23 protein-coding genes and 1 tRNA gene are annotated in these 22,674 nt (G+C 59.0%); 3 read left to right on the forward strand and 21 right to left on the reverse strand.

What is annotated here, in order from left to right:
* Positions 1 to 5: 5 nt before the first annotated feature.
* From ccmE to ACEWMW_RS13075, 5 genes are all read right to left on the reverse strand, one after another.
* Entirely contained in the window at positions 6 to 476 is a 471-nt protein-coding gene (gene ccmE / locus ACEWMW_RS13055) for a cytochrome c maturation protein CcmE (protein WP_409414371.1), read from the reverse strand.
* Positions 473 to 613, reverse strand: coding sequence for a hypothetical protein (locus tag ACEWMW_RS13060; RefSeq protein ID WP_409414372.1), 141 nt, complete (start codon positions 611 to 613; stop codon positions 473 to 475). Before ACEWMW_RS13060 ends, ccmE begins: the two co-directional genes overlap by 4 nt.
* The gene (gene ccmC / locus ACEWMW_RS13065) at positions 613 to 1,341 is read right to left on the reverse strand and encodes a heme ABC transporter permease CcmC (RefSeq protein WP_409414373.1); all 729 of its coding nucleotides are present in this window, start codon (positions 1,339 to 1,341) and stop codon (positions 613 to 615) included. Before ccmC ends, ACEWMW_RS13060 begins: the two co-directional genes overlap by 1 nt.
* Positions 1,342 to 1,396: 55 nt before the next feature.
* A complete protein-coding gene (locus ACEWMW_RS13070; protein ID WP_409414374.1) occupies positions 1,397 to 2,431 on the reverse strand; it encodes a Leu/Phe/Val dehydrogenase in 1,035 nt (344 codons plus the stop codon).
* Positions 2,432 to 2,480: 49 nt separating this feature from the next.
* Positions 2,481 to 2,557: transfer RNA gene (locus tag ACEWMW_RS13075), tRNA-His, on the reverse strand.
* A gap of 217 nt (positions 2,558 to 2,774) precedes the next feature.
* On the opposite strand from ACEWMW_RS13075, the gene ACEWMW_RS13080 reads away from it, so the two are divergent.
* Positions 2,775 to 3,407: a prolyl hydroxylase family protein gene (locus ACEWMW_RS13080; RefSeq protein ID WP_409414375.1), complete on the forward strand. Its 633-nt coding sequence runs from the start codon at positions 2,775 to 2,777 to the stop codon at positions 3,405 to 3,407.
* A gap of 72 nt (positions 3,408 to 3,479) precedes the next feature.
* On the forward strand, positions 3,480 to 3,794 hold the full coding sequence (locus ACEWMW_RS13085; RefSeq protein WP_409414376.1) for a TraR/DksA family transcriptional regulator: 315 nt from the start codon (positions 3,480 to 3,482) through the stop codon (positions 3,792 to 3,794).
* A 70-nt stretch (positions 3,795 to 3,864) separates the two neighbouring features.
* On the opposite strand, the gene rpmE is transcribed toward ACEWMW_RS13085, so the two are convergent.
* The 14 genes from rpmE to ACEWMW_RS13155 form a co-directional block, all read right to left on the reverse strand.
* A complete protein-coding gene (gene rpmE, locus ACEWMW_RS13090; RefSeq protein WP_086438246.1) occupies positions 3,865 to 4,089 on the reverse strand; it encodes a 50S ribosomal protein L31 in 225 nt (74 codons plus the stop codon).
* A gap of 131 nt (positions 4,090 to 4,220) precedes the next feature.
* Positions 4,221 to 4,667 (reverse strand): 3-hydroxyacyl-ACP dehydratase FabZ, encoded by a 447-nt coding sequence (gene fabZ / locus ACEWMW_RS13095; protein ID WP_409414377.1) that lies wholly within the window; start codon positions 4,665 to 4,667, stop codon positions 4,221 to 4,223.
* A 24-nt stretch (positions 4,668 to 4,691) separates the two neighbouring features.
* Positions 4,692 to 5,390 (reverse strand): OmpH family outer membrane protein, encoded by a 699-nt coding sequence (locus ACEWMW_RS13100; RefSeq protein WP_409414378.1) that lies wholly within the window; start codon positions 5,388 to 5,390, stop codon positions 4,692 to 4,694.
* A complete protein-coding gene (gene bamA / locus ACEWMW_RS13105; protein WP_409414379.1) occupies positions 5,390 to 8,098 on the reverse strand; it encodes an outer membrane protein assembly factor BamA in 2,709 nt (902 codons plus the stop codon). Before bamA ends, ACEWMW_RS13100 begins: the two co-directional genes overlap by 1 nt.
* 194 nt (positions 8,099 to 8,292) lie before the next feature.
* Positions 8,293 to 9,411: an RIP metalloprotease RseP gene (gene rseP / locus ACEWMW_RS13110; protein WP_409414380.1), complete on the reverse strand. Its 1,119-nt coding sequence runs from the start codon at positions 9,409 to 9,411 to the stop codon at positions 8,293 to 8,295.
* A 1-nt stretch (position 9,412) separates the two neighbouring features.
* Positions 9,413 to 10,561, reverse strand: a complete 1,149-nt coding sequence (gene dxr / locus ACEWMW_RS13115) for a 1-deoxy-D-xylulose-5-phosphate reductoisomerase (RefSeq protein WP_409414381.1) — start codon at positions 10,559 to 10,561, stop codon at positions 9,413 to 9,415.
* Positions 10,558 to 11,271, reverse strand: a complete 714-nt coding sequence (locus tag ACEWMW_RS13120) for a phosphatidate cytidylyltransferase (protein ID WP_409414382.1) — start codon at positions 11,269 to 11,271, stop codon at positions 10,558 to 10,560. Before ACEWMW_RS13120 ends, dxr begins: the two co-directional genes overlap by 4 nt.
* Complete coding sequence (gene uppS, locus ACEWMW_RS13125) at positions 11,258 to 11,941, reverse strand: polyprenyl diphosphate synthase (protein WP_409414383.1); 684 nt, start codon at positions 11,939 to 11,941, stop codon at positions 11,258 to 11,260. Before uppS ends, ACEWMW_RS13120 begins: the two co-directional genes overlap by 14 nt.
* A 22-nt stretch (positions 11,942 to 11,963) precedes the next feature.
* Positions 11,964 to 12,521 (reverse strand): ribosome recycling factor, encoded by a 558-nt coding sequence (gene frr / locus ACEWMW_RS13130; protein WP_409414384.1) that lies wholly within the window; start codon positions 12,519 to 12,521, stop codon positions 11,964 to 11,966.
* A gap of 2 nt (positions 12,522 to 12,523) precedes the next feature.
* The gene (gene pyrH / locus ACEWMW_RS13135; RefSeq protein WP_409414385.1) at positions 12,524 to 13,258 is read right to left on the reverse strand and encodes a UMP kinase; all 735 of its coding nucleotides are present in this window, start codon (positions 13,256 to 13,258) and stop codon (positions 12,524 to 12,526) included.
* A gap of 351 nt (positions 13,259 to 13,609) precedes the next feature.
* Positions 13,610 to 14,536 carry a translation elongation factor Ts gene (gene tsf, locus ACEWMW_RS13140; protein WP_409414386.1) on the reverse strand — a complete coding sequence of 309 codons (927 nt, stop codon included), beginning with the start codon at positions 14,534 to 14,536 and terminating at the stop codon, positions 13,610 to 13,612.
* An 81-nt stretch (positions 14,537 to 14,617) separates the two neighbouring features.
* Positions 14,618 to 15,373, reverse strand: coding sequence for a 30S ribosomal protein S2 (gene rpsB, locus ACEWMW_RS13145; protein WP_409414387.1), 756 nt, complete (start codon positions 15,371 to 15,373; stop codon positions 14,618 to 14,620).
* Between the two features lie 618 nt (positions 15,374 to 15,991).
* On the reverse strand, positions 15,992 to 16,795 hold the full coding sequence (gene pssA, locus ACEWMW_RS13150) for a CDP-diacylglycerol--serine O-phosphatidyltransferase (protein ID WP_409414388.1): 804 nt from the start codon (positions 16,793 to 16,795) through the stop codon (positions 15,992 to 15,994).
* Complete coding sequence (locus tag ACEWMW_RS13155) at positions 16,792 to 17,541, reverse strand: phosphatidylserine decarboxylase (protein WP_409414389.1); 750 nt, start codon at positions 17,539 to 17,541, stop codon at positions 16,792 to 16,794. The genes pssA and ACEWMW_RS13155 overlap by 4 nt, the downstream gene beginning before the upstream one ends.
* 139 nt (positions 17,542 to 17,680) lie before the next feature.
* Between ACEWMW_RS13155 and ACEWMW_RS13160 the strand changes: the two genes are divergently transcribed.
* On the forward strand, positions 17,681 to 18,757 hold the full coding sequence (locus ACEWMW_RS13160; protein WP_409414390.1) for a phosphatase PAP2 family protein: 1,077 nt from the start codon (positions 17,681 to 17,683) through the stop codon (positions 18,755 to 18,757).
* Here the strand turns inward: ACEWMW_RS13160 and ACEWMW_RS13165 are convergent.
* Together ACEWMW_RS13165 and ACEWMW_RS13170 are read right to left on the reverse strand one after the other, a co-directional pair.
* Positions 18,718 to 19,848: a beta-ketoacyl-ACP synthase III gene (locus tag ACEWMW_RS13165; protein ID WP_409414391.1), complete on the reverse strand. Its 1,131-nt coding sequence runs from the start codon at positions 19,846 to 19,848 to the stop codon at positions 18,718 to 18,720. The genes ACEWMW_RS13160 and ACEWMW_RS13165 overlap by 40 nt on opposite strands.
* Positions 19,849 to 19,946: 98 nt before the next feature.
* Positions 19,947 to 22,511, reverse strand: coding sequence for a TonB-dependent receptor (locus ACEWMW_RS13170; protein ID WP_409414392.1), 2,565 nt, complete (start codon positions 22,509 to 22,511; stop codon positions 19,947 to 19,949).
* Between the last annotated feature and the right edge of the window lie 163 nt (positions 22,512 to 22,674).

Consider the following 22,674-nt stretch of genomic DNA (forward strand, 5'->3'; position numbering starts at 1 on the left):
GCCCACTAAAGCCCGACCGTCGTTTCTTCGGCCATTTTGGCGGCCTGATGCTCGCTCATGCCTTCCAGCTCGCGCGGCACGTAATTCTCGTCATGCTTGGCGAGGAGGTTGTCCGCCACGAAAGTGCCATCGTCGGCAAGGCTTCCCTCGGCCACGACACCCGAGCCTTCGACGAACAGGTCCGGCACTATCCCCGCGAAACGAACCGGCACGCTGGAGTCCTCGCGTCCCGTTACGGTGAAGGCAATGGTCACGCCGTCCTCAAGCGTTTCGATACTGCCCGGTGCGACCATGCCGCCGAGGCGCACCGCGCGGCCGACTTGAGGCGGATCGGCTACCATCTGTTCGGGCAGGTAGAAATAGCTCGCCTGGCTCCTGAGCGACCATGCGGCGAGCAAGCCGGCACCGATCAGCGCGATGATCGCAATGACCAGCAGGACAAGCCGTTGATGCTTTGGTTTGAGTGAGCCGGTCATTTCCTACGCGCCTTTTCACGGCGGCGCTCGGCGCGCTTCATATCGAGCCACGCCCAGGCAACAGTACCCAAAATGCCGGCCACGCCAATAGCATAGGCGGCATAGACGAACGGTAGCTGGTCGAGCGCCTCGCGCATCAGGCCGGCTCCAGTTCATCGGCCTTGCGGCGAATACGCGCTTCTGCCTGGATATCGGCGAGCAGCGCCCGCATGCGTGCAAGGATGATCCCGCCGAACAGCAACGACATGCCGATGACCGCCATGGCCAGTGGCCAGAGATAAACATCGGCGATCGCGCTGCTACCCAGCGTGATGCTGGGCGGCTGGTGTAGCGAATTCCACCACACCACAGAGCGGTTGATGATCGGAATGTTGATCGCACCAACCAGTCCGAAGATGGCCGGAATGCGGCTCGATCCGCCTTCGCGCTCCACCGCCTGCGCCAGCGCGATATAGCCAAAGTAGAGGAACAGCAGCACCAGCATACTGGTGAGCCGCCCGTCCCACACCCACCATGTGCCCCAGGTCGGCCTGCCCCAGATCGATCCGGTGGCAAGGCAGATGCTGGTGAAAACCATTCCCGGAACCGCCGCAGCGCGCGCAGCCAGCGCCGCCAGCGGATGGCGCCAGACAAGATACACAAGGCTCGCAAGGGCAATGGTGGTCCAGCCGCCCATGCCCAGCCATGCAGAAGGGACATGGATGAAAAGTATGCGGACGGTTTCGCCCATCAGGCGGTCAGGCGGAACCGTGAAATAACCCCACGCCAACGCCGCGCCCGTCAGCAGCAGGCCGCTCACCAGAAGCACCGGTGTCAGCCAGCTGGCAAGCGCCAGAAATCGTCGGGGATTTGCAAATCCGTGCATCACAACCGTCCGCGCCCGCTTTGGCAGTGCCACGGCATACCATCAAGCTAAAGCGTCAGCGTCCGATCAGCTTTTTCGCCATGGCGTCGGCGACTTCGGCGGGGGTCAGCCCATTGGCCTCGCTTTCGGCCCATATTTCCTGAAGCCGGCCAGGGATTTCGTCGATCTTGGCATGGACACGAGCGTTGTCGGAATCGTCAATGATCCGCATCACCGTGATGATGCCACCCGCGTTGATGACATAGTCGGGCGCATAGAGAATGCCGCGTTCGGCCAGAATACGCCCCTCGCTCCCGGTTGCGAGCTGGTTATTCGCGCCGCCAGCTACTGCCTTGACCTTTATCGCCTTGGCAACCTCCTCGGTAATCACCGCGCCCAGAGCATTGGGGCTGAAGACGTCGGCTTCGATGGCAAGGATCTCGTCACTCGCAACCACACTTGCGCCCAGCTCCTTGCCAAGCGCCTGCGCGCGCTCGCTATCGACGTCGGCCAGCGTCAGCCGCGCGCCTTCTTCTGCAAGGTGGCGCGCAGTACCGCCGCCGACGCTGCCCACGCCCTGCAGCGCCACATGGACGCCTTCGAGGCTGTCTACGCCCAAGGCACGCTTCACGGCCGCCTTGATGCCCAGGAATACACCGCGTGCGGTGTAAGGACCCGGGCTTCCGCCGCCGCCGCCAGGAAGGCCCGCAACGCTTTGTGTGTGCTGCGAAATATCGACCATGTCCTGTTCGGACATGCCGACGTCTTGCGCAGTGATATAGCGTCCGCCCAGCCCTTCAACCGCGCGCGCAAATGCTTGGAGCATCTCGGGCGTCTTGGTGCGATCCTTGTCGGCCAGGATCACGGCTTTGCCGCCGCCTGCCTTCAGGCCCGCCATCGCGTTCTTGTAGCTCATTCCGCGGCTCAGCCGCAGGGCATCGACGATCGCGGCTCCAGGCTCGGCATAATGCCAGAAGCGCGTTCCGCCGGCAGCCGGGCCGAGATGTGTTGAATGCATCGCAATAATGGCGCGGAGCCCGCTCGCGCGGTCGTGCACGAAATGCACGACTTCGTGATCATCATAGTCAGGCTGCGTCCAGAATGCCGTCATCGAAAGGCCCCTCAGGCGGTTGCATCACGCATGTCCTGCGGAGGGGGAATGGGGCGATCGAGGGGTCTTGAACCCCCGACCTCCGGTACCACAAACCGGCGCTCTAACCAACTGAGCTACGATCGCCACAATCCCGCATCTGGCCCGCACCAGGCATGCAGCCGGGCCTGATAAGCCCGCTGCCGGGCGGGTCAAGTCGCTTCACCAGGGGCGGCGGCGCTGTTGCATAGCGCACTCGCTTTTGGAAGCGAAAAATTCCCGGCGAGTTCGTTGGCGTAATTTTGTTGCGCGGGCAATTTCAGTAGGCTTGCACCGGATCACATTGGCCGTAACGTGAGTCGCGATGACCGCATCTTCGCAAACTGCCAGCGCCGTCCTGATCGAACGCGGCATGAAGCGCGTTCCCTCGCCCAAGGTCGAGCTGTTGCAGATGCGCGAATTCCTCTCCCCGCACCACTGCGGAGATCTGATGGGATTGATCGATCGCGACCGCCGTCCTTCGACCATCGCAGATCCCAACGGTGACGACTATTTTCGCACCAGTGAAACATGCGATCTATCCGTTAAAGATGCAGCAGTGGCCGAGCTGGAGCAAAAACTCGCTGCATTGAGCGGGATCGATCCGGCCTATGGCGAGCCGATCCAGGGGCAACGCTACGACGTGGGCCAGGAATTCAAGGCTCACACGGACTATTTCGAACCGGGTGGTGCCGATTTCGAGAAATTCTGCTCGGTCGCGGGCCAGCGGACCTGGACCTTCATGGTCTACCTCAATCCGGTTGGCGCAGGTGGCGGAACGCGCTTCAAGACTCTTGGCAAGACCTTCCAGCCGGAAGTCGGCAAGCTGTTATGCTGGAACAATCGTACGAGCGACGGCGGTGTGAACCCGGCGACACTTCATCACGGGATGAAAGTGCGCAAGGGCACAAAGTACATCATCACCAAGTGGTACCGCGAGCGGGAATGGGGTTGGTAGATTTGCGCTAGATCAATTTCGCGCAACCACAAGCACGCTAAGATCCTATCTCTTCAGAGAGAGGTGAATGCCATGAGCGACTACTCCGATTTTGCTGCAAAACTTCGCGAGCGGCTCGATGACCTGCTGGAACGTACCGAGGTGATTGAAGACGATCTTCGGCATCCGCTTGATGCGGACTGGAGCGAGCAGGCCGTGGATTTGGCCGATGACGAGGCGCTGGAGGGCGTCGACGACGTGTTGCGCGCAGAAATCCAGCAGATCCGGCTCGCGCTGCTACGGATCGAGAACGGCACCTACGGGACCTGCGCCAAATGCGGCAAGGATATCCGCCGTGAGAGGCTCGATGCGCGCCCGATCGCAACGCGCTGCATCGACTGCGCATAGAGACGAAAAAGGGCGGTCCCGTCGGACCGCCCTCCCTGACGGGCCGAAGCCCGCGTGGCTGTAAAACAGCTTACTTCTTGAGCGACAATCCGCCGAAGCGCTTGTTGAAGGCTGCCACACGGCCGCCTTCCTGAAGCTGCTGACGACCGCCCGTCCAAGCCGGGTGGCTGGTCGGGTCGATATCGAGCGTCAAAGTGTCGCCTTCGCTGCCCCAGGTGGAGCGCGTTTGGAATTCGGTGCCATCGGTCATCTTGACCGTGATCATGTGGTATTCGGGATGCCCTTCGGCTTTCATCGTACTCGTCCTTCTAGCTTCGGAACGGTTCCGACCGGTCCAGCTGTGTTGGGAAAGGCGGCCAGTTAGTGTGTTCAGACAGGAAAGGCAAGCCTTTCAGCCCGAATTCGGTGGCGGCACACCAACCCCTATCATCCATCCGCAATCATGGCGGTAAAGTCGACTTCGCAGGTCACCTTGCCATCAACCTTGGCCTCGCCGTGGAACTTGCACACACGCGCGCGTTTCTGGACGAAGCTAGCGTGCAGGTTAAGCAGGCAGCCCGGCTCTACAGGGACGCGGAACTTCGCATTCTCGATCGCCATGAAATAGACGAGCTTGCCCGAGTCCGCGAGGCCGAGCGTCTCAACCGCAAGGATCCCTGCGGCCTGCGCCAGTGCCTCGATCTGCAAGACGCCGGGCATGATCGGCCTCCCGGGGAAATGCCCTTGGAAGAAATCCTCATTGAAACTGACCGCCTTGATCGCATGGATGCTTTCATCGACGGTCAACGTTTCAACGCGATCAACCAGCAGCATCGGATAGCGATGCGGCAGGCGCTTGAGCACCTCGACGACGTCGAAACCGCTATCGCTCATATCCCTTGCCCCTGCTTTGAGGAATTAGCGGCCAGTCGGCTGAGAACCGACTGCCGGAGCAGCCTGGCCTTGAGCTGCAGCCTGTGCGGCCTGCGCAGCTGCCTGGGCGTCGCGCTGCTGGCGTACTTCGCGCGGCAGCCAATCGCTCGGGGGTACGAGATTGGCGTTGGGCAGCAGCGTGTTGAGCTCGTTGAGCACATCCTGCGTGATGTTGTGCCTCGCATCGGCAAATACGACCTGCCCGCTCGATGCATCGAGAATCAAGGTAATATTGCGCTTGCTCGCAGCCGCTTGCACCGCTTCGTCGAGGCGATCTTCGATCTGCTCGGTCACATAGGCACGGCTGAGCGCTACCGGAGCAAGGATTTGCTGCAGTTCACGCTGACCATTCTGCTCGATTTGCTGGATGGCAGCAGCCTGCTGCTGGAGCGAGGCCTGGTCGGGGCTGGCCGCCTGGCGATCAGTGTTGAACTTGGTCACCATCGGCTGCAGCTGGGCTGAAATCGCCTGCTGGCGAGCCTGGGCTTGGTCAAGCTGCGGCTTGTAGGTAACCGGGCGCTGCTGCTCGGCTACGGTGTAAGCGTTCGAATTGGCGACCACTGCAGGCAGGCTGACAACGCCCACGGCATCGGCACTTTGCGCCATGGCGGGCGAGGTGGCGAGCGGCGCCGCGGCGGCCATTGCGAGACCCACTGCGACCGCGGGCTTGAGAAGAAGTTTCATTAGAATTGTGTTCCTACATTGAATGTGAATCGTTTGGTGTCGTCACCCGGCTGCTTCTTAAGCACGTGGGCAAAATCGATCCTGAACGGACCAAAGGGCGAGTTCCAGTTGACCCCGATGCCCACCGCGATGCGAGGCTTCCAGGTATCGCCAAGGAAAACTTCGGTAAACGGCCCGATGTTCTGAAAGCTTTGGTTATTGTCGTTACCGTCAGCGTCCGTCGGGTCGATGGTAAATAGATTGGTGAGATTGTCGATGTAGATCAGATTGCCGTTGGCATCTCTTTGTTCGACATTGATACCACCAGGGAATGGAGAGACGAGCGGATCTGGATCGGTAATATTGAAAACCGCCCCCGCGTCGAGGAAAATTGAAGGCCGCAGGCCCAGCTCGCGCGCTCCGGTGCCGAGCGGAATTTCGATCTCGGCCCGGCCCAGATAATAGGCTGTCCCGCCGATCGCATCATCGCCGAAACGTTGATTGTTTGAGCGCAATTCCTCCAACGAAATCGGATTGCCGTCTGTATCGAATGGAAGTCGGACGACACGCGGCCCCACACCCCTAATGTCGAAGCCGCGTATCTGCGGCTCCCCAAGGAAGAAGCGGTCGGTCAGCCGAACTTTGTCCAATCCTTCGCCGCGGTCACCACCAAAGCCTCGAATTGCTCCGCCTTCACCCGTCAGAGAGAAGATAAATCCAGCCGGAAGCGGAATGTATTGGGCAGCGCGGCCACGCACACGCGCATACTTTACCGATCCACCAAGGCCGGCGAATTCTGTGGTGATCGACATGCTCTTGCCGCGCGTCGGGCGGAAGCGGCTATCGAGATTGTCGAATGCGAGCGTCAGGCCGAGAATCGAGCTGGTCCGCTTGCCCACCGCGTCACAGAGGAAGCGCCCGGCCAGCAGCGGCTCGCATTCCTGGATGCCGTCGCCATCGAAATCACCAAAGAACTGTTCTTCAGCAATCGAAACATCGTCGTAGTTGAAAGTGTAGCTGCCGATCAGCGACATGTACTCGGTGAGCGGCACACCTGCCCGGATCGAAAAGCCCATGGTTGATGTATCGTAGGTCGTGCGGCGGCGGCTACCGAAACCGTTGTCGAAATCACGGCGGTAAACGTCAGCACCAAGCGAAATGTTGCGATCGAACAGGTAGGGCTCGCTAAAGCTGAGATTCACCGACTGCGAAAAACGTGACCAGTTGACGCCTGCACCCACGGTCTGGCCGCGGCCGCGGAAGTTGCGTTGGCGGATCGAAGCGGCGAGGATGAAGCTCTCGATCGACGAGAATCCGGCCGACAGCTGGAGCTCACCCGTCGGGTTTTCCTCAAGGTTCGCTTCGAGCACAATCCGGTCAGGCTGCGAGCCTTCCTTTTGCTCGATCTCGAAGTTCTCCTGGAAATAGCCGAGCGAACTAATACGGGCAGTCGAGCGTGCGACCTGCAACGAGTTGAACGCGTCACCTTCCGCAATACGCATTTCACGGCGCACGACCTTATCCTGCGTCAGCGTATTGCCGTTGACGTCGATCCGTTCGACATAGACGCGCGGCGCCTCGCGCAGCACGAAGTTGACATTCATCGTCAAATCTTCGCGATTGGGCGTGAAACGCGGCGAAACATCTGCGAATGCGTAGCCGAAAGTACCCGCCAATTCGGTCAATTGCTCAACCGTGTCCTCGACCAGCTTGGCATCATACCAGTCGCCGCCGTCCATCGGCAGATTGTCGGTCATGCGTTCGCTGCTGAAGTCCCGGATCTCACTTTCGACCTTAACGTCGCCGAACTTGTAGCGCTCGCCTTCCTCGACCACGTAGGTGATGATGAAGTCCTGCTTGTCGGGCGTAAGCTCGGCCACTGCAGACACGACACGGAAGTCCGCGTAACCCTCCGTCAGGTAGAACTGACGCAGTTTCTGCTGGTCGAAAGCGAGGCGATCGGGATCGTAGCTGGTGTTCGAGCTGAAGAAGCTCGTCAGGCGGGCCTGCTTCGTGACCATCTCGCCGCGCAAATCGCCATCGGAGAAGGCTTCATTGCCGATGATGTTGATTTGGCGAACTTTGGACTTGGGCCCTTCGCTGATCTCGAACACGATATCGACGCGGTTCTGCGCCAGCTCGACCATCTTCGGTTCGACTGTCGCGGCAAAGCGGCCCTGCCGCTTATAGAGCTCGATGATACGGGCAACGTCCGCGCGCACCTTGGAGCGGGTGAAAATCTGGCGCGGCGCAAGCTTGATTTCAGGGACGATCTTGTCGTTTTTGATCCGCTTGTTGCCCTCAAGGATGATCCGGTTGATCACCGGGTTTTCGGTCACCTGGATAATCACATTGCCGTTGTCGTTGCGCACGCTGGCGCTGGAGAACAGCTCGGTATCGTACAGGTCCTTAAGCGCCTGGTCGCCCGCCGCCTGGGTGTACTCGTCGCCCAAACGCAAGCGAATGTAGCTCAGGATCGTTTGCGGCTCGAGCCGTTGCGAACCGACCACCTGGATCGAACGTATGGTATCGTTTCGGGCTGGAGCCTCGACGACTTGTTCTTCTGCTTGCGCCTCTGCTTCGGTCGTCACCGCTGCTGCCTGAGCGTCGGCATCCTGCGCGTAGGCCGTCGCCGGCACGCCGGCCAAAACCGTGCTGCCGAGCAGCGCGATTGCAAAGCGTGAGAGGAGCTTGCCCTCGGGCGAGCCGGAATTCTGGATCTCTGTCATAGAGGGCTTCATTATTGAGGCGTTTGTCATCGCGAGGGGGGCTGTTCCGTCCATTCGTCAGGTCTATCGATCCGCTGCGTTCTCCACCACTGCAGCATCGCGTCACAAGGCGGTCGCTGCCCTCTGCCCGATGCGGGTGATCCAATCAAGCATGTGGTTAAGTCAAACGCGGGGCTTCTCCGTCCTATCCCCCGCTAACTCCCGAAAATCGGGAGCGAGATGAGGTCGTTTACCGTGACGAGCAGCATCAATGCCAGCACGAGTGCCACACCGGTGCGATACGCCAGTTCTTGACCACGTGCCCCCACCGGTTTGCGGCGGATTGCCTCTGCCGCATAAAAAGCCAGGTGCCCGCCGTCGAGGGCGGGGATTGGCAGCAGGTTGATGAATGCCAAATTAAGCGAGATCAGTGCTGCGAAACTGACGAAGGACGCCATCCCCAAACTGAGCTGTTCGCCTGAGTACTTGGCGATCTTGATCGGTCCGCCGAGTTCCTTGACTGAGCGATCACCGGTCAGGATTTGCCCTACTCCGGTTACCATCATCCGCATCAGTGCCATGCTCTGATCAACTGACAGGGTAAGTGCTTCACCCACGCCAACAGAGGAGACTTCCGGAGGGCTCGAGTAAACCCCGATACGGCCGATGCGGGACATATTGCCGAAGCGGTCGGCCTCCTCAAAATCCCCGATCGTGACCGGGATGGTGAGTTCGCGCCCATCACGTTCAACGATCAATTCCACCCGCTCGCCGGGGAACATCATCACCCGCTGGGCAATCTCGTTGAAGTTCTCGACCTCATTGCCATCGATCGAACGAATGGTGTCGCCAATTTCGAGCCCGGCTTCCTTGCCAGCAGATATCTCCGCAAATCCGCCCACGGCGTTACTCGCCTCGAACTTGCCGTAGATAAGATTGAAAGAGGCAAATATGGCCAGCGCAACCAGCACATTCGTTGCCGGTCCTGCGAAAACGATCAGCGCACGCTTCCACAATGCGGCGTGATGGAAGCTGCCGTTGCGTTGCTCTTCGCTGGCGTGCTCCAGCATTTCCGGATCGGGCATGCTCGCCGGGTTCATGTCGCCCTTGAATTGGACGTAGCCGCCCAAGGGAATTGCGCTAATCTTCCAGCGAGTGCCGCGCCTGTCGGTCCAGCCGGTCAGTTCCTTACCAAAGCCAATAGAGAACGCTTCGGCCCCTACGCCGAACCAGCGGCCGACGAGATAGTGGCCCAGTTCATGCACGGTCACCAATGGACCAAGCACGAGCAGGAAGCCCACGATCCACATCCATACCGGTGCCGATTCAAACATTTCAGGCGTGCTCCAGCAATTCTGACGCGTGCGCCCGCGCCTCTCCATCGACCGCGAGAACCTCTTCCAGGGTCTGCGGTGCGGCAACGCTCATACGCGAAAGCGCCTGTTCCACCAATGCCGCGATGCGTGTGAATGCGAGCTGTCCCGAAAGGAAACTGGCTACCGCAACCTCGTTGGCCGCATTGAGAATGGCAGGCGACGCGCCGCCCTTCTCTGCGGCTGCGCGCGCCAGCCGGGTTGCAGGAAAACGATCTTCATCGGGCGATTCAAAGGTCAACTGACCGAGCGCTGCCAGATCGAGCGGCTTGCACGGTGTTTCCATCCGCTCGGGCCAGGCCAGACACGAAGCAATCGGCACACGCATATCGGGCGGGCCGAGCTGGGCCAGCGTCGAGCCATCCTGGTATTCGACCATCGAGTGGATCACGCTTTGCGGGTGAACCACGATACCGATCCGATCGAGCGGGAGCGGGAAGAGGTGGTGCGCTTCGATCAGCTCCAGCCCCTTGTTGAACATCGTCGCGCTGTCGACGCTGATCTTTGCGCCCATGTCCCAATTCGGATGCGCGATGGCTTGTGCAGGGGTAACCGCTTCGAGGTTCCGGACCGTACGCAGTGGCCCGCCGCTGGCAGTGAGCGTAATCGTTCGCACCTGCGACAGCCTGCCGCCCTGCAGGCACTGAAAGATCGCATTGTGCTCGGAATCGACCGGGAGCAGCGTCGCGCCGTGATGCGCCACGGCAGCCATCATTACTTCGCCCGCCGACACGAGCGCTTCCTTATTGGCGAGAGCCACGGTGCCGCCCTGCTCGATGGCGGCCATGGTCGGAGCAAGGCCCGCGCAGCCGACTATCGCCGCAACGGTGATATCGACCGGCCGGCTTGCCGCTTCGCATAGCGCCTGTTCACCGCCAGCGGATTCGACGTTCGACGCGGCAAGGCCTTCGCGAAGCTCAGCGAGGCAAGCTTCATCGCCGACGACCGCGATCTCGGCATCGAATTCGCGCGCCAGTTTCGCCAGCTGCTCGGCCGAGCAATTGGCCGTCAGCGCGACAACATTCCAGTCCGCCCGATTGCGGCGGATCAGGTCGAGCGTCTGCTCACCTACAGAGCCAGTCGCACCAAGAATGGAAATGGAGCGGGTCATGAGAGGAAACTCCACAGCCCACCGATAATCAACGCAACCGGTAGCAATCCATCGACTCTATCGAAGACGCCGCCATGCCCTGGAATAAGACTGCTCGAATCCTTCACGCCTGCCCTGCGTTTGAGCCAGCTTTCGAAAAAGTCCCCCGCTTGCGCCACGACAGCCAGCGAGCTTCCAGCCAATGCGCCTGCCAATGCGTCGCTGGTCAACAAGGCGCGGCCAAAGTCAGTTGTCTGATGACCGTCTGCCGAGACGACGAAAGCAATTCCAACCCAGGCGACGAGCGCCGCGCCCACCATTCCTCCGAACAGCCCGGCCCATGTCTTCGACGGGCTGATGCTGGGTGCAATCTTGGGCCCGCCAATCGCGCGTCCGGTGAAGTATGCTCCGACGTCTACAGCGATCACCAGGGCGATCACACCAACCACCATCTCGATCGGAAGGAGGATGAGCGCATAGGCCGCCAATGCGATATAAGCTCCGCCCAGCAGGATAGCGATCAATCGAGCCGACTTGGTGGCAAAAGCTCCGATCGCCAGCCGGCCAAACTCTGAAACACAGAGGACGCCAATGAGTAAGGCGAATGCATCGAACCAGATGCCATCCAACCAAAGCGCCGTCCCGGCAACCGCCAGCATGACAATCGCCGAAGCCAGCCGTACCGGCAGGTCCGAATTCTTCTTGGCGGCCGGGTTTTCAGCGTCCGCCATATCGACGCTCCCGGTTCGCAAAGTTTTCCAGCGCCTGCTCAAGATGGGCTGGCGTGAAGTCCGGCCACAAAGTGTCCACGAACAGCATTTCGGCATAGGCCGCTTGCCACAAAAGGAAATTCGAGAGCCGCACTTCGCCGCTTGTCCGGATCAGCAGGTCTAGAGGCGGCATATCTGCAGTATCTAAGTGCATCTCCAAGGTATCTACCGTTATCTCCCCTAGGTCTATTGCGGCCTTAGCGGCGCGTACAATTTCCTGCTGCGAGCCGTAATTCAGCGCCACTGCCAGCGTGCGCGTTCCCTTCGAGGTCTGCTCCAACGCATCTTCAAGCATCGCGACAATATCGGGGGCTAACCCCTTCCAATTTCCAAGGATTTTGAGGCGGACATTGTTGGCGATGAACTCCGGTAGATCCGACTTTATGAACTTACGCATGAGGTTCATCAGATCGTCGACTTCGTCGTCGGGCCGTTTCCAGTTTTCGCTCGAGAAGGCATAGAGCGTGAGGCATTCGAGCCCGGTCGATTCCAGCGATCGGACGAGCTCGCGTACTGCCTCGACCCCGCGCTGGTGCCCCATCGCGCGCGGCAGATGCTTGCGCTTGGCCCACCGCCCATTGCCATCCATGATGATGGCAACGTGCCTTGCGCGCTGCCCTTCCCCGCTCATTTTCGCGCTCCGGCCAGCATCCTTACTGGTTCAGGATTTCCTGGACCTTCTTTTCGACGGCACTGTCGACTTCGGCGACATATTTGTCGGTCAATTTCTGGACTTCATCTTCGGAACGCTTGCGATCGTCCTCGCTGATTTCCTTGGACTTTTCGTCGTCCTTGAGCGCTTCCATCCCGTCCCGGCGCACATTGCGGATCGCGATCTTGCCGTTCTCGCCATAAGTGCCAGCGAGCTTAGCCAGCTCCTTGCGACGCTCTTCGGTAAGGTCGGGCATGGGCAGGCGAATGGTCTGACCGTCGGTCATCGGATTTAGCCCGAGATTGGCCTTGGAAATGCCTTTCTCGACTGCGGATACATTCGACTTGTCCCACACCTGCACCGCGAGCATTCGCGGCTCGGGCGCATTCACGGTCGCCACCTGGTTCAGCGGCATCATCGCGCCGTACACTTCGCACACCACCGGATCGAGCAGGCTGGTGTTGGCCCGGCCCGTTCTCAGGCCGCCCAAATCACCCTTGAGCGATTCAATCGCGCCCTGCATGCGCCGTTCGATATCTGCCTTGTCATATTTTGCCATGGTCAGGCTTCCTCACCCTTGTTGGATCGCACGATTGTCTGCGTTCCTTCTCCGGCGAGGACGCGGGCTACATTGCCCTTCTCGCGGATCGAGAACACGACGATCGGGATCGAATTTTCGCGGCACAAGGCCACTGCGGTGGCGTCCATTACCTTGAGATCGTCGCTCAGCACTTCACCGTAACTGATTGTATCATAGCGCTTCGCATTCGGGAAAAGCTTGGGATCGCGGTCATAGACCCCGTCAACGCTAGTACCCTTGAGCAGCGCATCGCAGCCCATTTCCGCAGCGCGCAAAGCCGCACCCGTATCGGTCGTGAAAAACGGATTGCCGGTACCCGCTGCGAAAATCACGATCCGGCCCTTTTCCAGATGTCTCTCGGCCCTGCGCCGGATGTAAGGCTCACAAACCGAAGACATCGGTATTGCGGACTGCACCCTCGTCTGCACGCCCAGCTGCTCAAGCGCGTTTTGCATCGCCAGAGCGTTCATCACCGTGGCCAACATACCCATGTAGTCGCCGGTGGTGCGGTCTAGACCCTTGGCCGCCCCAGCAACGCCGCGGAAGATGTTGCCGCCGCCGATCACGAGGCACAGTTCAAGACCCGTTTCCTTAGCCGCCTTCACCTCTTCGGCAAGGCGCGCGACATAGACCGGATCGATGCCATATTCCTGCTCCCCCATCAGCACCTCGCCTGAAAGCTTCAGGAGGATGCGCTTATACTGCGGATGCGGCATAGATTGAGAACCTGCGGGTAACTGCTCGGAATGCGCCGCTGCTTAGCGCTGAAACGCCGCATAAGCAAAGGCTAAGCTGAGAATGGTCTTGGGACGCTGGCGCAGCGTGCAAGCGGTGCCGCCCCCCTCGGTGGTAGAGGAATCCCGTCCCTTTCGAGTGCGACCCAAAAGCGCCAGAATCTCCGCGAGACGCGGAAGCGGCGTGGACCTATTGTCGGTCGGTGCACGCTTGTTCAACATCATTTGATAGGGTCAGAGCCGCTTTTTAACAGGGCTGTGCAGATGGCACGAAAAAGCCGCGCATCCGTGGAGGATACGCGGCTAATTCAACACCAGAATTTCCGAGAGAGATCAGCCGGCTACTGCTGCTGCAACCTCCGCTGCGAAGTCTTCTTCCTTCTTCTCGATACCTTCACCAAGCTGGAAGCGAACGTAATCCTTCAGCACGATTTCGCTGCCGGCTTCCTTGCCAGCCTGGGCAACGACTTCAGCGATCGGAGTCTTGTTGTCCATCACGAAGACCTGGCTGAGCAGCGCGTTTTCCTTGGCGAATTTCTTCACCGCGCCTTCGACCATTTTTTCCTGCACGTTCTCGGGCTTACCGCTTTCGGCAGCCTTTTCCGCAGCAATCTTGCGCTCGCGCTCGATCACATCAGCATCAAGCCCATCGGCATCAAGTGCCTGCGGGAAAGCGGCAGCGATGTGCATCGCCAGCTGCTTGCCGAGCGGCTCGAGCACGTCGGCGCTTGCTGCGCTTTCAAGCGCAACCAGCACGCCGATCTTTCCGAGGCCGTCAGCCGCCGCGTTGTGAACATAGGGAACTACGGTGCCTTGCGAGACTGCTACGGTCTTCATCCGGCGAACCTGCTGGTTCTCGCCAATGGTTGCGATATTGTCCGTCAGCTTGTCGCCGACAGTACCGCCGCCAGGGTAAGCTGCGCCCTTGAGCGCTTCGATATCGTCGCCGCTCTGGCCAAGCGCCACCTTGGTGGTATTGCGCACGAAGTCCTGGAACTTGTCGTTTTTCGCGACGAAGTCGGTTTCGGAGTTCACCTCCACCGCAACGCCTTTCGTGCCTTCCACTGCAACGCCCACAAGGCCCTCTGCCGCAGTACGGCTCGACTTCTTTTGCGCTGTGGCGAGACCCTTTGCGCGCAACGCATCGACGGCAGCTTCGATGTCGCCACCGGCTTCTTCGAGCGCCTTCTTGGCGTCCATCATGCCGGCGCCGGTCTTTTCGCGCAGGCTCTTTACGTCAGCTACGGTGAAAGCAGCCATTATTCATTCCTTCTTCAAATATTTGCGGGCGCCGGGTACCTATGTCCCCGGCGCTCCAAGCAGATCACGATGACGCGAAAGTTACGCGTCGACAGCGGCTTCTGCGGGAGGCTCCGCCATTTCACCAATGTCCTTGCCCGAATCGACAACACCCTCGCCGCGGCCACTGGTCGCTGCCGCACTGACGGCTTCACAGTAGAGGCGTACAGCACGTGCGGCATCATCATTGGCAGGGATTGGGAAGGCGATCCCTTCCGGGTCGACATTGGTGTCGAGGATAGCGACTACAGGAATGCCAAGCACGTTGGCTTCCTTGATGGCGAGATCTTCCTTGTTCGCATCGATCACGAACATCACGTCCGGGATGCCGCCCATGTCACGAATGCCGCCGAGAGAAAGTTCGAGCTTGTCCTTTTCACGGGTCAGCTGGAGCACTTCCTTCTTGGTCAGACCCGAAGTGTCTCCCGAAAGCTGCTCTTCAAGTGTCTTGAGACGCTTGATCGATTGGCTGATCGTTTTCCAGTTGGTCAACATGCCGCCGAGCCAACGATGGTTGACGAAGTGCTGTCCTGCTGCGCGAGCAGCCTGCGCGACCGGTTCCTGAGCCTGACGCTTGGTGCCGACAAACAGCACCTTGCCGCCTGAGCGTGCGGTCTGGGCAACGAAGTCGAGAGCGCGCGCCATCAGCGGCACACTCTGCGACAGGTCAATGATGTGAATGCCGTTGCGCGCGCCGAAAATGTACGGCTTCATACGCGGGTTCCAGCGGTGGGTCTGATGGCCGAAATGGGCCCCAACTTCGATCAATTGCTGCATTGTGACGGTGGGTACCGCCATACGTAATTCCTTTCCGGTTATGCCTCTGGACAGCTGGAAACCCATTTGCGGTAGCGCATTTGCTTTGACCGCATCGGGCACCGGTATGTGCGCCGTCCATGTGGATTTGCTGGATATCGGACCCGATCAACATGACCGATTCCTATCCAGCGGCGGCGCATCTAGCCGCCTTGGGACAGGAAATCTACCCTCAATTCATCGACAAAAAGATGCAGCCAAGCGTGATTCCTCTTGACAGTTGAGAACAAAAAGAGAACATCAAGCAGGTAGGCGGGAACTTCGTATCTCAATACGGGTTTTCACCGAATTATCCACAGCCTGTCAACAGGGCTGTCCCGAACGAATTGGATCGCAAGATGCTGCTAACAATCGCCCTGCTCTCTCTCCTGGTTTTGGCCGTGCTCGGCATTTTCGGCACTTTGCTCGATGCCGCGATCAGGGCCGCCAACGCATACCCTTTATTGAAGCATGCTATGTATTCCGACGGGAACAGGCTCGCTCGAGTTCGCAAGATCGAGACATTTGGAATGGGCTCGTTGCCTGCCAGCCGGCATGCACGGACCGCACGTCCCGTTGCCTTCGGCCATACGAGTCGCAGCAGGAATCGCCGCCAATCGGTCAGCGCTGCCGCTTGATCATGCCGTAGCGCCACATACCGTAGGGCATCAGGGCTAGGTAGATTACGCAAATCGCTACCAGAGACCACCAGGGCTCCATCAATATCGCGGCAAAGAATAGCCCGACAATCGCGATCACTTCCAACCTCACATTGCGGCGAGGCCGGAGCAACGTCCAGCTCAGCGTTGCTACGTTGGATATCATCAAGAAAGCGATGATCGCTATCCAGACTGCTACGGCAATAGGATCGCGGAATGCTTCCTGACCGGTCGCCATCCAGAAGTAGAATGGCAGGAACGCAAGCCCAGCTCCAACCGGCGCAGGCACACCAGTGAGGAACCCTGCCGATTTATGCGGCTGTTCGTCCACATCGATCTGGGCGTTGAAGCGCGCGAGGCGCAAGGCGCAGCAAATCGCGAATGCGAGGGCGGCGAACCAGCCGAAACGCGCCCAATCCTGCAAGGCCCACAGGTAGAGTATCAATGCCGGAGCCATCCCGAACGAAAGAGAGTCGGCCAAGCTGTCCAGCTCGGCGCCGAAACGCGATTGGGCATTGAGCAACCGCGCGACGCGGCCATCCATGCCATCGAGTACACCTGCGAGAATAACCGCAATGATCGCCTTGTCCCAGTCACCCGATATGGCAAACCGGATTCCCGTCAGACCGGCGCATAGGGCTGCGGCGGTTATTGCATTGGGAATGACCGAACGCAGCGAAAGGCCACGCCCCTTGCTTGCAGAGACCGGCTCATCCTGAGCGGATTGCGGGCCGACCCGCTCCTGCTCATCGCCGCCTTCGCTCACTGTGCAACACCTTCGAGCAGCTTCTGCTCCCCTATCCGCGCAAGTACTGTCTCGCCGGCGACGATCTTCTGGCCGAGCAAAACCTGCGGATCGGTTCCTGACGGCAAATACACGTCGACACGGCTGCCAAAGCGGATCAGCCCAACGCGCTGACCAACTGCGACTATATCGCCGGGTTTAACAAAGGGGATAATCCTGCGCGCAACCAGTCCGGCAATTTGAGTGAATCCGATCTGCAATCCGTCAGGTCGTTCGACAAGGATATGCTGACGCTCGTTCTCTTCGCTGGCTTTGTCGAGATCGGCATTCATGAACTTGCCCGGGATATAGATTAGCCGCTGGATCGAACCGGAGATCGGGGAGCGATTGATGTGTACATCAAACACGCTCATGAAAATCGAAATCCGAGTTACGGGCCCGGCCGGAAGTCCCTTCGTCCCGGAAGCATCCGGATCGACAAGTTCCTTGGGCGGTTCGACTTCGGCAATCAGTGAAACGAGCCCGTCGGCAGGAGCGACAATCGCATCGTCAGCCTGCGGGACCACCCTTTCCGGATCGCGGAAAAACGCCAGTACACCCAGCGAAAGGAAGGCGAGCGGCCACGCCAGCGTCTCCCACGCGAGGAATGCGAACACGAGTGATGCTGCAAGGACGGCCACGCCGTACTTGCGTCCTTCAGGGTGGATCGGCGGCCAGCTCCAGCTGACATCGCCGCGACCCTTGTTATCCATTATTTCTCCGGCCATTCGCGGCATCTAGTGACTTGGAAGGAAAGCGGCAAGCTAGCGCGTGATCCAAACTGGAGATGGAAAGGTTATCGGATCATCTCGTCGGACCGGCGCGCATTGTCGATTTGTCTACCTTTTCTTGGTAAACGCGTGACCCATGAGTGAAGAGACAACCTTGCGAAAGCGCTGGACAGGCGAAGTGCCGCTCTATGTTGCTGCTGTCGCATGGGCGGCCGTCTGCCTGTACTTGACGCGTAGCGCAGGGCTGAAATTCCCCGTGAGCGGCGTAGTGGCCAACAGCTACCTCGTGGTCGCCGCGGTTCTCGCCTATGGAGGAATGTTCCTCGTCGGCTCCCTTGCACGCTACCGGCCGGATAGCCCGATATCCTATCTGCGGCAAAGGCATGGCAACCGCGCCTGGCTGGTCTGGATAATCGGCGGGCTACCCATCGTCGCCATCAGCGTCGGGCTGTTACCATTGTTCTCGAACATGAAGGGCATGATACCCTACTTCACCGACTATACATGGGATCAGACTTTCATCGATTGGGACCGCGCGCTCTTTTTCGGCCAGGACCCTTGGCGACTCCTATGGCCCATCTTCGGAAACTCCTATGTCACGGCGTTGATTGGAGTATTCTACCATCTGTGGATCTTGCTGCTCTATCTGGGCTGCGTCTTCATGCTTTTCGATCCGCGCATTGGCCACGAATTGCGGCGTCAGTTCTTCCTCAGCTATATCCTGTGCTGGGCCTTGCTCGGATCAGTACTGGCGACTTTGCTGGCGTCAGTGGGGCCCGTATTCGCCGAGCCCATCCTTGGAATTGACACCTTCGTGCCGCAGATGGAGCTCTTGGAGAAGGGAAGCGAAACCGCATACTTGATGACTTTGCAGGTTCAGGACGGATTGCTGCTTGCTTTCCAGCAACAGGCCCGCGGTCTGGGCGCAGGAATCACCGCCATGCCATCACTGCATGTAGCCATTGCGTGCCTGTTCTGGCTGGCCATGCGGCAGCTCGATCGACGCGCGGGACACTTCTTCCTTACTTTCCTGGCGGTAATCTGGGTCGGATCGGTGCATACCGCCTACCACTATGCAGTCGATGGCCTCATCTCGATCATCGGGGTGTTCGTCATCTGGAAGTTCTCGGGCTGGGTGATTGCCAAATGGGATGCGTTGCTGGCGAAATCCGGTCAGCCCACCTTGCGCACAAACACGGTTCCCGCCGAGTAACCCGCACCGAAGCTGCAAATCAGTCCGATATCGCCGTCAGACAAATCATCGCTGTGGAGGTCGAATGCGATGATCGATCCCGCGCTTGAAGTATTGCCATAAGTATCGAGCACGGTCGGGCTTTCATCCGCACTCGCCTCATGGCCAAGCACGCGCTGCGCGATCAACCGGTTCATCCCGGCATTGGCCTGATGCAACCACATGCGCCGGATTTCCCGCGGAACGATTGAAAGCCGCTCGGCTTCGTCACAGATCATCTGAGCGACCATCGGTACCACTTCCTTGAAGACCTTGCGTCCCTCCTGGACGAAAAGCTTGTCGGCATTGCTCGCGGATTCGGGGTGCGCGCGATTGAGGAAACCGAAGTTGTTGCGGATGTTGTTGGAAAAAACGGTCTTGAGCCGTGTCCCCAGGATCTCCCAATGCTGCTCGGGAGCCATCACCTTGTCTTCAACCAGAACCGCCGTCGCGACATCGCCGAAAATGAAATGACTGTCTCGGTCGCGCCAGTTGAGATGGCCCGAGGTGATTTCAGGGCTGACTACCAGCACACTGCGCGCATTGCCGGCGCGGATGTAATCCGCCGCCGTCTGAATCCCGAAAGTGGCTGAAGAGCACGCCACATTCATATCGAAGCCGAAGCCTTCGATGCCCAGCGCATCCTGGATTTCGACCGCCATGGCAGGATAAGGCCGCTCCATATTCGACGCGGCGCACAACACCGCGTCGACTTCCTCAGGTTTGCGCCCCGCCCGCTCCAGCGCCTGCAGCGCGGCCTTCACGCCAATCTCCGCCATGATCGACCGTTCGTCGTTGGGACGCTCCGCCCAACGGGGCGACATCACATTCGGATCAAGAATTGGCCCCTTCGCCATCACATGGCGCGCCTTGATGCCGCTTGCCTTCTCGATGAATTCGACCGAGCTAGGCTCCAGTGCTGTCACTTGTCCGGCAGCAATGGCGTCCGCGTGTTCGGCGTTATGAAGCTCGACGTAAGCGTTAAAGCTTTCGACCAGCTCTTCGTTGGAGATGCTCTCATCTGGCGTGAATAAGCCCGTCGAGGAGATTACTGGCGTTCCGGTGTATTGCATCTCGGCTGGTTAATACTCGGCCACGCACCCGACAAGATACCGCGCAAAGAAAAAGGGCCGAGCTTGCGCCCGGCCCTTTCAATGTACTGATCAGCAAATCAGAACTTGCTGCGCACCGTCACGCCGTACATCCGCGGCTCCTGCGTAAATGCAGAGCGTGAACCGGAACGAGCAACGGTACTGAATGTTACACCGCGGGTAATCTCGTTGGTCAGGTTGGTCACCCAAGCCTCAATTCCCCACGCTTCGTCGATATCGCCGATCCCGGCGCGGAGATTGATCTTGGTGTTTCCATCCTGGATATCGAACGGCAGTGGATCGGTAAGACCAACTTGGGCAACGCTGCTTGGTACGGCTCGCGGCTGGGTCGAAGTCCGACGATCACTCTCCATGCGGACCTGGCCGTTGATGAACCAAGCCAGCGAGTTCCCGATCTCGCCATCGTAGGTCGCCCCAACAATCGCAACTAGCTCGGGCGCATTGGTAAGCGGGCTTCCGCACAGGTTCTGGACGCGCAGCGGCTCATCCACAGTTGCACAGTCATCAGGATACGCTGCGTCTGTATAACTGAGGGCTGCATTGATGTTCAGACCATCAGTTGGGCGGATCGTCGATTCGAGCTCAAAGCCTTTGGAAATTGCCTTTGAAACGTTGAAGGTCTGGAACTGCACGCCAGTGAATTCGAGGACCTGGAAGTCCGAGAATTCTTCATAGAATACAGCCAGATTTGCCGTAACTGCATTGTCGAGGAACCGCGCCTTGACGCCCACTTCCCAAGCATCAACTTCTTCGGAGTCAAACCGCGGATCCTGGAATACAGGCTCGGCACCGAAAAGCGTTGCAGGGAAGTTGGCCACCGTCGCTGCGGTGGAATCGAGGTTGAAACCGCCTGACTTATAGCCATGGGTGAAGCCCGCGTAGACGTTCACTGGAACATCGAAAGAGTAGCCCAGCTTCACCGTGTAAATGAGCTCGTCATCCTTGAAAGTCCCTTGGAACGAGCGCGGCAAAGGCAAGACGCTAGAGACCGGCAAGTCTGCCGGAGCGACAAATGCGAAACAGCCAAGTGCAAGGGTGCTACCGAGCAATGCCGAAGGTACGCCGCCACCCAGGATGTTGCTCACGATCCCGGGACAAAGCGGGTTGTCGACCGCCGTCTGGGTGTACCCGCCGTCCTTCGATTCATCTGACCAGCGAGCACCCAAAGTCAGCGTCAACTGGTCTGTGATATCGAACGTATTATGGGTGAAGATCGACCAACTGGTGCTGTCCTGATCATACTGGTTGGTGGCCGTAATGCCGCCCGGATCGATCCCGCCCGAGAGTATTGTCAAGGGGTTCGCCCCGAATGCTCCCATGGTCGGCGCAAAGAACAATCCTCCGACAAACTCTCCCCAATCTTCGCCGAGTCCGAAGTTGACAGCTTGCGAGATATCTTCCTTCGAATAGTAGCCGCCGATCATCCATTGCAGACGTCCAGCATCGCCCTGGAAACGCAACTCGTGAGTCATCGTGTCGATGAATGTGCCGCCGCCGGGAAGTACGTAGAACAGATCCAGGCCTGAGAAGGCCGAATCGTAGCTCTCTTGTGATTCATACTCGCGGTAGGAGCCGATGTAGACTGCATCGATTGCATCGCTGATTGGGTACTCCAGTTCAGCCGTTATACCCCACTGATCCGAGTTCGACAGATGCGGAGCCGACGACGTCGCAATCTGGTTATCAAGGGCCTTTTGAGCCGTTGTCACGTCGTTGGCGCTTAGTGCGACATCGGGCCCTGCCATACCGCCACGAAGACCAAGTCCAACAAGGCCGAAGAGTCCTGCGGTTTCAACCGGCGACTGCAAGATTTCGATTGCAGCACAGCATGCGCCCGTACTCTTCGAGTAGTCACCGATAATCCGGCCGCGGAAGCCATTGTCAGTCTCCCAGCCGAGCTGGCCACGGACCAGGTACTGGTCGACATTGTTCGAATCCTCAAGAAAATCGCCATTGCGATCCAGTACAGTGACGAAACCATCACGCTCGCGCCAGGCACCGGTCAGGCGAACCGCCACCTTGTCTTGCACGACGGGAATATTGACGGCGCCCTGCACATTCATGTGGTCGAAGTTGCCGTAGGTCGCATTCGCGAAACCGCCGAATTCGTAAAGATCCGGACGCTTGTTGGTAATGTTGAGCGCGCCGGCCGACGTGTTGCGACCGAACAGCGTGCCCTGCGGGCCGCGAAGAACTTCGACCCGTTCCACATCGACGAATTCGGACAATGCGATACCAGCGCGCGATTGGTACACCCCATCGATAAACACGCCGACCGCACTTTCGAAGCCGATGTTGTTAGAGGTCGTACCGACACCGCGAATACGCAGTACCACTGTGCCCGATGAGTTCTGTGCCTGCGAAGTCGAGAAACTGGGCGAAACCTGTGTGATATTCTGGACGTTCACAACGCCCTGCTTCTCAAGCTGCGCCGGGCTCACCGCGGTAACGGCGAGCGGAATATCCTGCACGTCCTCAGCCCGCTTCGTCGCAGTCACAATAATGATATTGTCGTCAAAAGCCTCATCATCAACCGTGTCCTGCGCATCCTGCGCAAAGGCTGTGCCCGACATACCAAGGGTCAGCGCGAGCGAGCTCGCACCAAAAAATACGCTCTTCTTCATGAGTAGCTCTCCATGTACCCGTTTTTTTCATGCGAGCATGCTTGGAAGGAAAACGTCCTTTTTGCTGCTCGCTTGGTGCGGGTTCTGGAAGTGCGGGGCGCGAAGATCAATCGATCAAACCGTTGGCAGTCAATCTGGCAACACCAGTGTTACATTTCTGACA

The sequence above is a fragment of the Litorerythrobacter xanthomarinus genome (assembly GCF_046254955.1).
In the GTDB taxonomy this organism is placed as follows: domain Bacteria; phylum Pseudomonadota; class Alphaproteobacteria; order Sphingomonadales; family Sphingomonadaceae; genus Qipengyuania_C.

Coding starts and splice junctions, on each gene's coding strand:
- ccmE (WP_409414371.1), bottom strand. CDS start 476: ATGACCGGCTCACTCAAACCAAAGCATCAACGGCTTGTCCTGCTGGTC.
- ACEWMW_RS13060 (WP_409414372.1), bottom strand. CDS start 613: ATGCGCGAGGCGCTCGACCAGCTACCGTTCGTCTATGCCGCCTATGCT.
- ccmC (WP_409414373.1), bottom strand. CDS start 1,341: ATGCACGGATTTGCAAATCCCCGACGATTTCTGGCGCTTGCCAGCTGG.
- ACEWMW_RS13070 (WP_409414374.1), bottom strand. CDS start 2,431: ATGACGGCATTCTGGACGCAGCCTGACTATGATGATCACGAAGTCGTG.
- ACEWMW_RS13080 (WP_409414375.1), top strand. CDS start 2,775: ATGACCGCATCTTCGCAAACTGCCAGCGCCGTCCTGATCGAACGCGGC.
- ACEWMW_RS13085 (WP_409414376.1), top strand. CDS start 3,480: ATGAGCGACTACTCCGATTTTGCTGCAAAACTTCGCGAGCGGCTCGAT.
- rpmE (WP_086438246.1), bottom strand. CDS start 4,089: ATGAAAGCCGAAGGGCATCCCGAATACCACATGATCACGGTCAAGATG.
- fabZ (WP_409414377.1), bottom strand. CDS start 4,667: ATGAGCGATAGCGGTTTCGACGTCGTCGAGGTGCTCAAGCGCCTGCCG.
- ACEWMW_RS13100 (WP_409414378.1), bottom strand. CDS start 5,390: ATGAAACTTCTTCTCAAGCCCGCGGTCGCAGTGGGTCTCGCAATGGCC.
- bamA (WP_409414379.1), bottom strand. CDS start 8,098: ATGACAGAGATCCAGAATTCCGGCTCGCCCGAGGGCAAGCTCCTCTCA.
- rseP (WP_409414380.1), bottom strand. CDS start 9,411: ATGTTTGAATCGGCACCGGTATGGATGTGGATCGTGGGCTTCCTGCTC.
- dxr (WP_409414381.1), bottom strand. CDS start 10,561: ATGACCCGCTCCATTTCCATTCTTGGTGCGACTGGCTCTGTAGGTGAG.
- ACEWMW_RS13120 (WP_409414382.1), bottom strand. CDS start 11,271: ATGGCGGACGCTGAAAACCCGGCCGCCAAGAAGAATTCGGACCTGCCG.
- uppS (WP_409414383.1), bottom strand. CDS start 11,941: ATGAGCGGGGAAGGGCAGCGCGCAAGGCACGTTGCCATCATCATGGAT.
- frr (WP_409414384.1), bottom strand. CDS start 12,521: ATGGCAAAATATGACAAGGCAGATATCGAACGGCGCATGCAGGGCGCG.
- pyrH (WP_409414385.1), bottom strand. CDS start 13,258: ATGCCGCATCCGCAGTATAAGCGCATCCTCCTGAAGCTTTCAGGCGAG.
- tsf (WP_409414386.1), bottom strand. CDS start 14,536: ATGGCTGCTTTCACCGTAGCTGACGTAAAGAGCCTGCGCGAAAAGACC.
- rpsB (WP_409414387.1), bottom strand. CDS start 15,373: ATGGCGGTACCCACCGTCACAATGCAGCAATTGATCGAAGTTGGGGCC.
- ACEWMW_RS13155 (WP_409414389.1), bottom strand. CDS start 17,541: ATGGCCGGAGAAATAATGGATAACAAGGGTCGCGGCGATGTCAGCTGG.
- ACEWMW_RS13160 (WP_409414390.1), top strand. CDS start 17,681: ATGAGTGAAGAGACAACCTTGCGAAAGCGCTGGACAGGCGAAGTGCCG.
- ACEWMW_RS13165 (WP_409414391.1), bottom strand. CDS start 19,848: ATGCAATACACCGGAACGCCAGTAATCTCCTCGACGGGCTTATTCACG.
- ACEWMW_RS13170 (WP_409414392.1), bottom strand. CDS start 22,511: ATGAAGAAGAGCGTATTTTTTGGTGCGAGCTCGCTCGCGCTGACCCTT.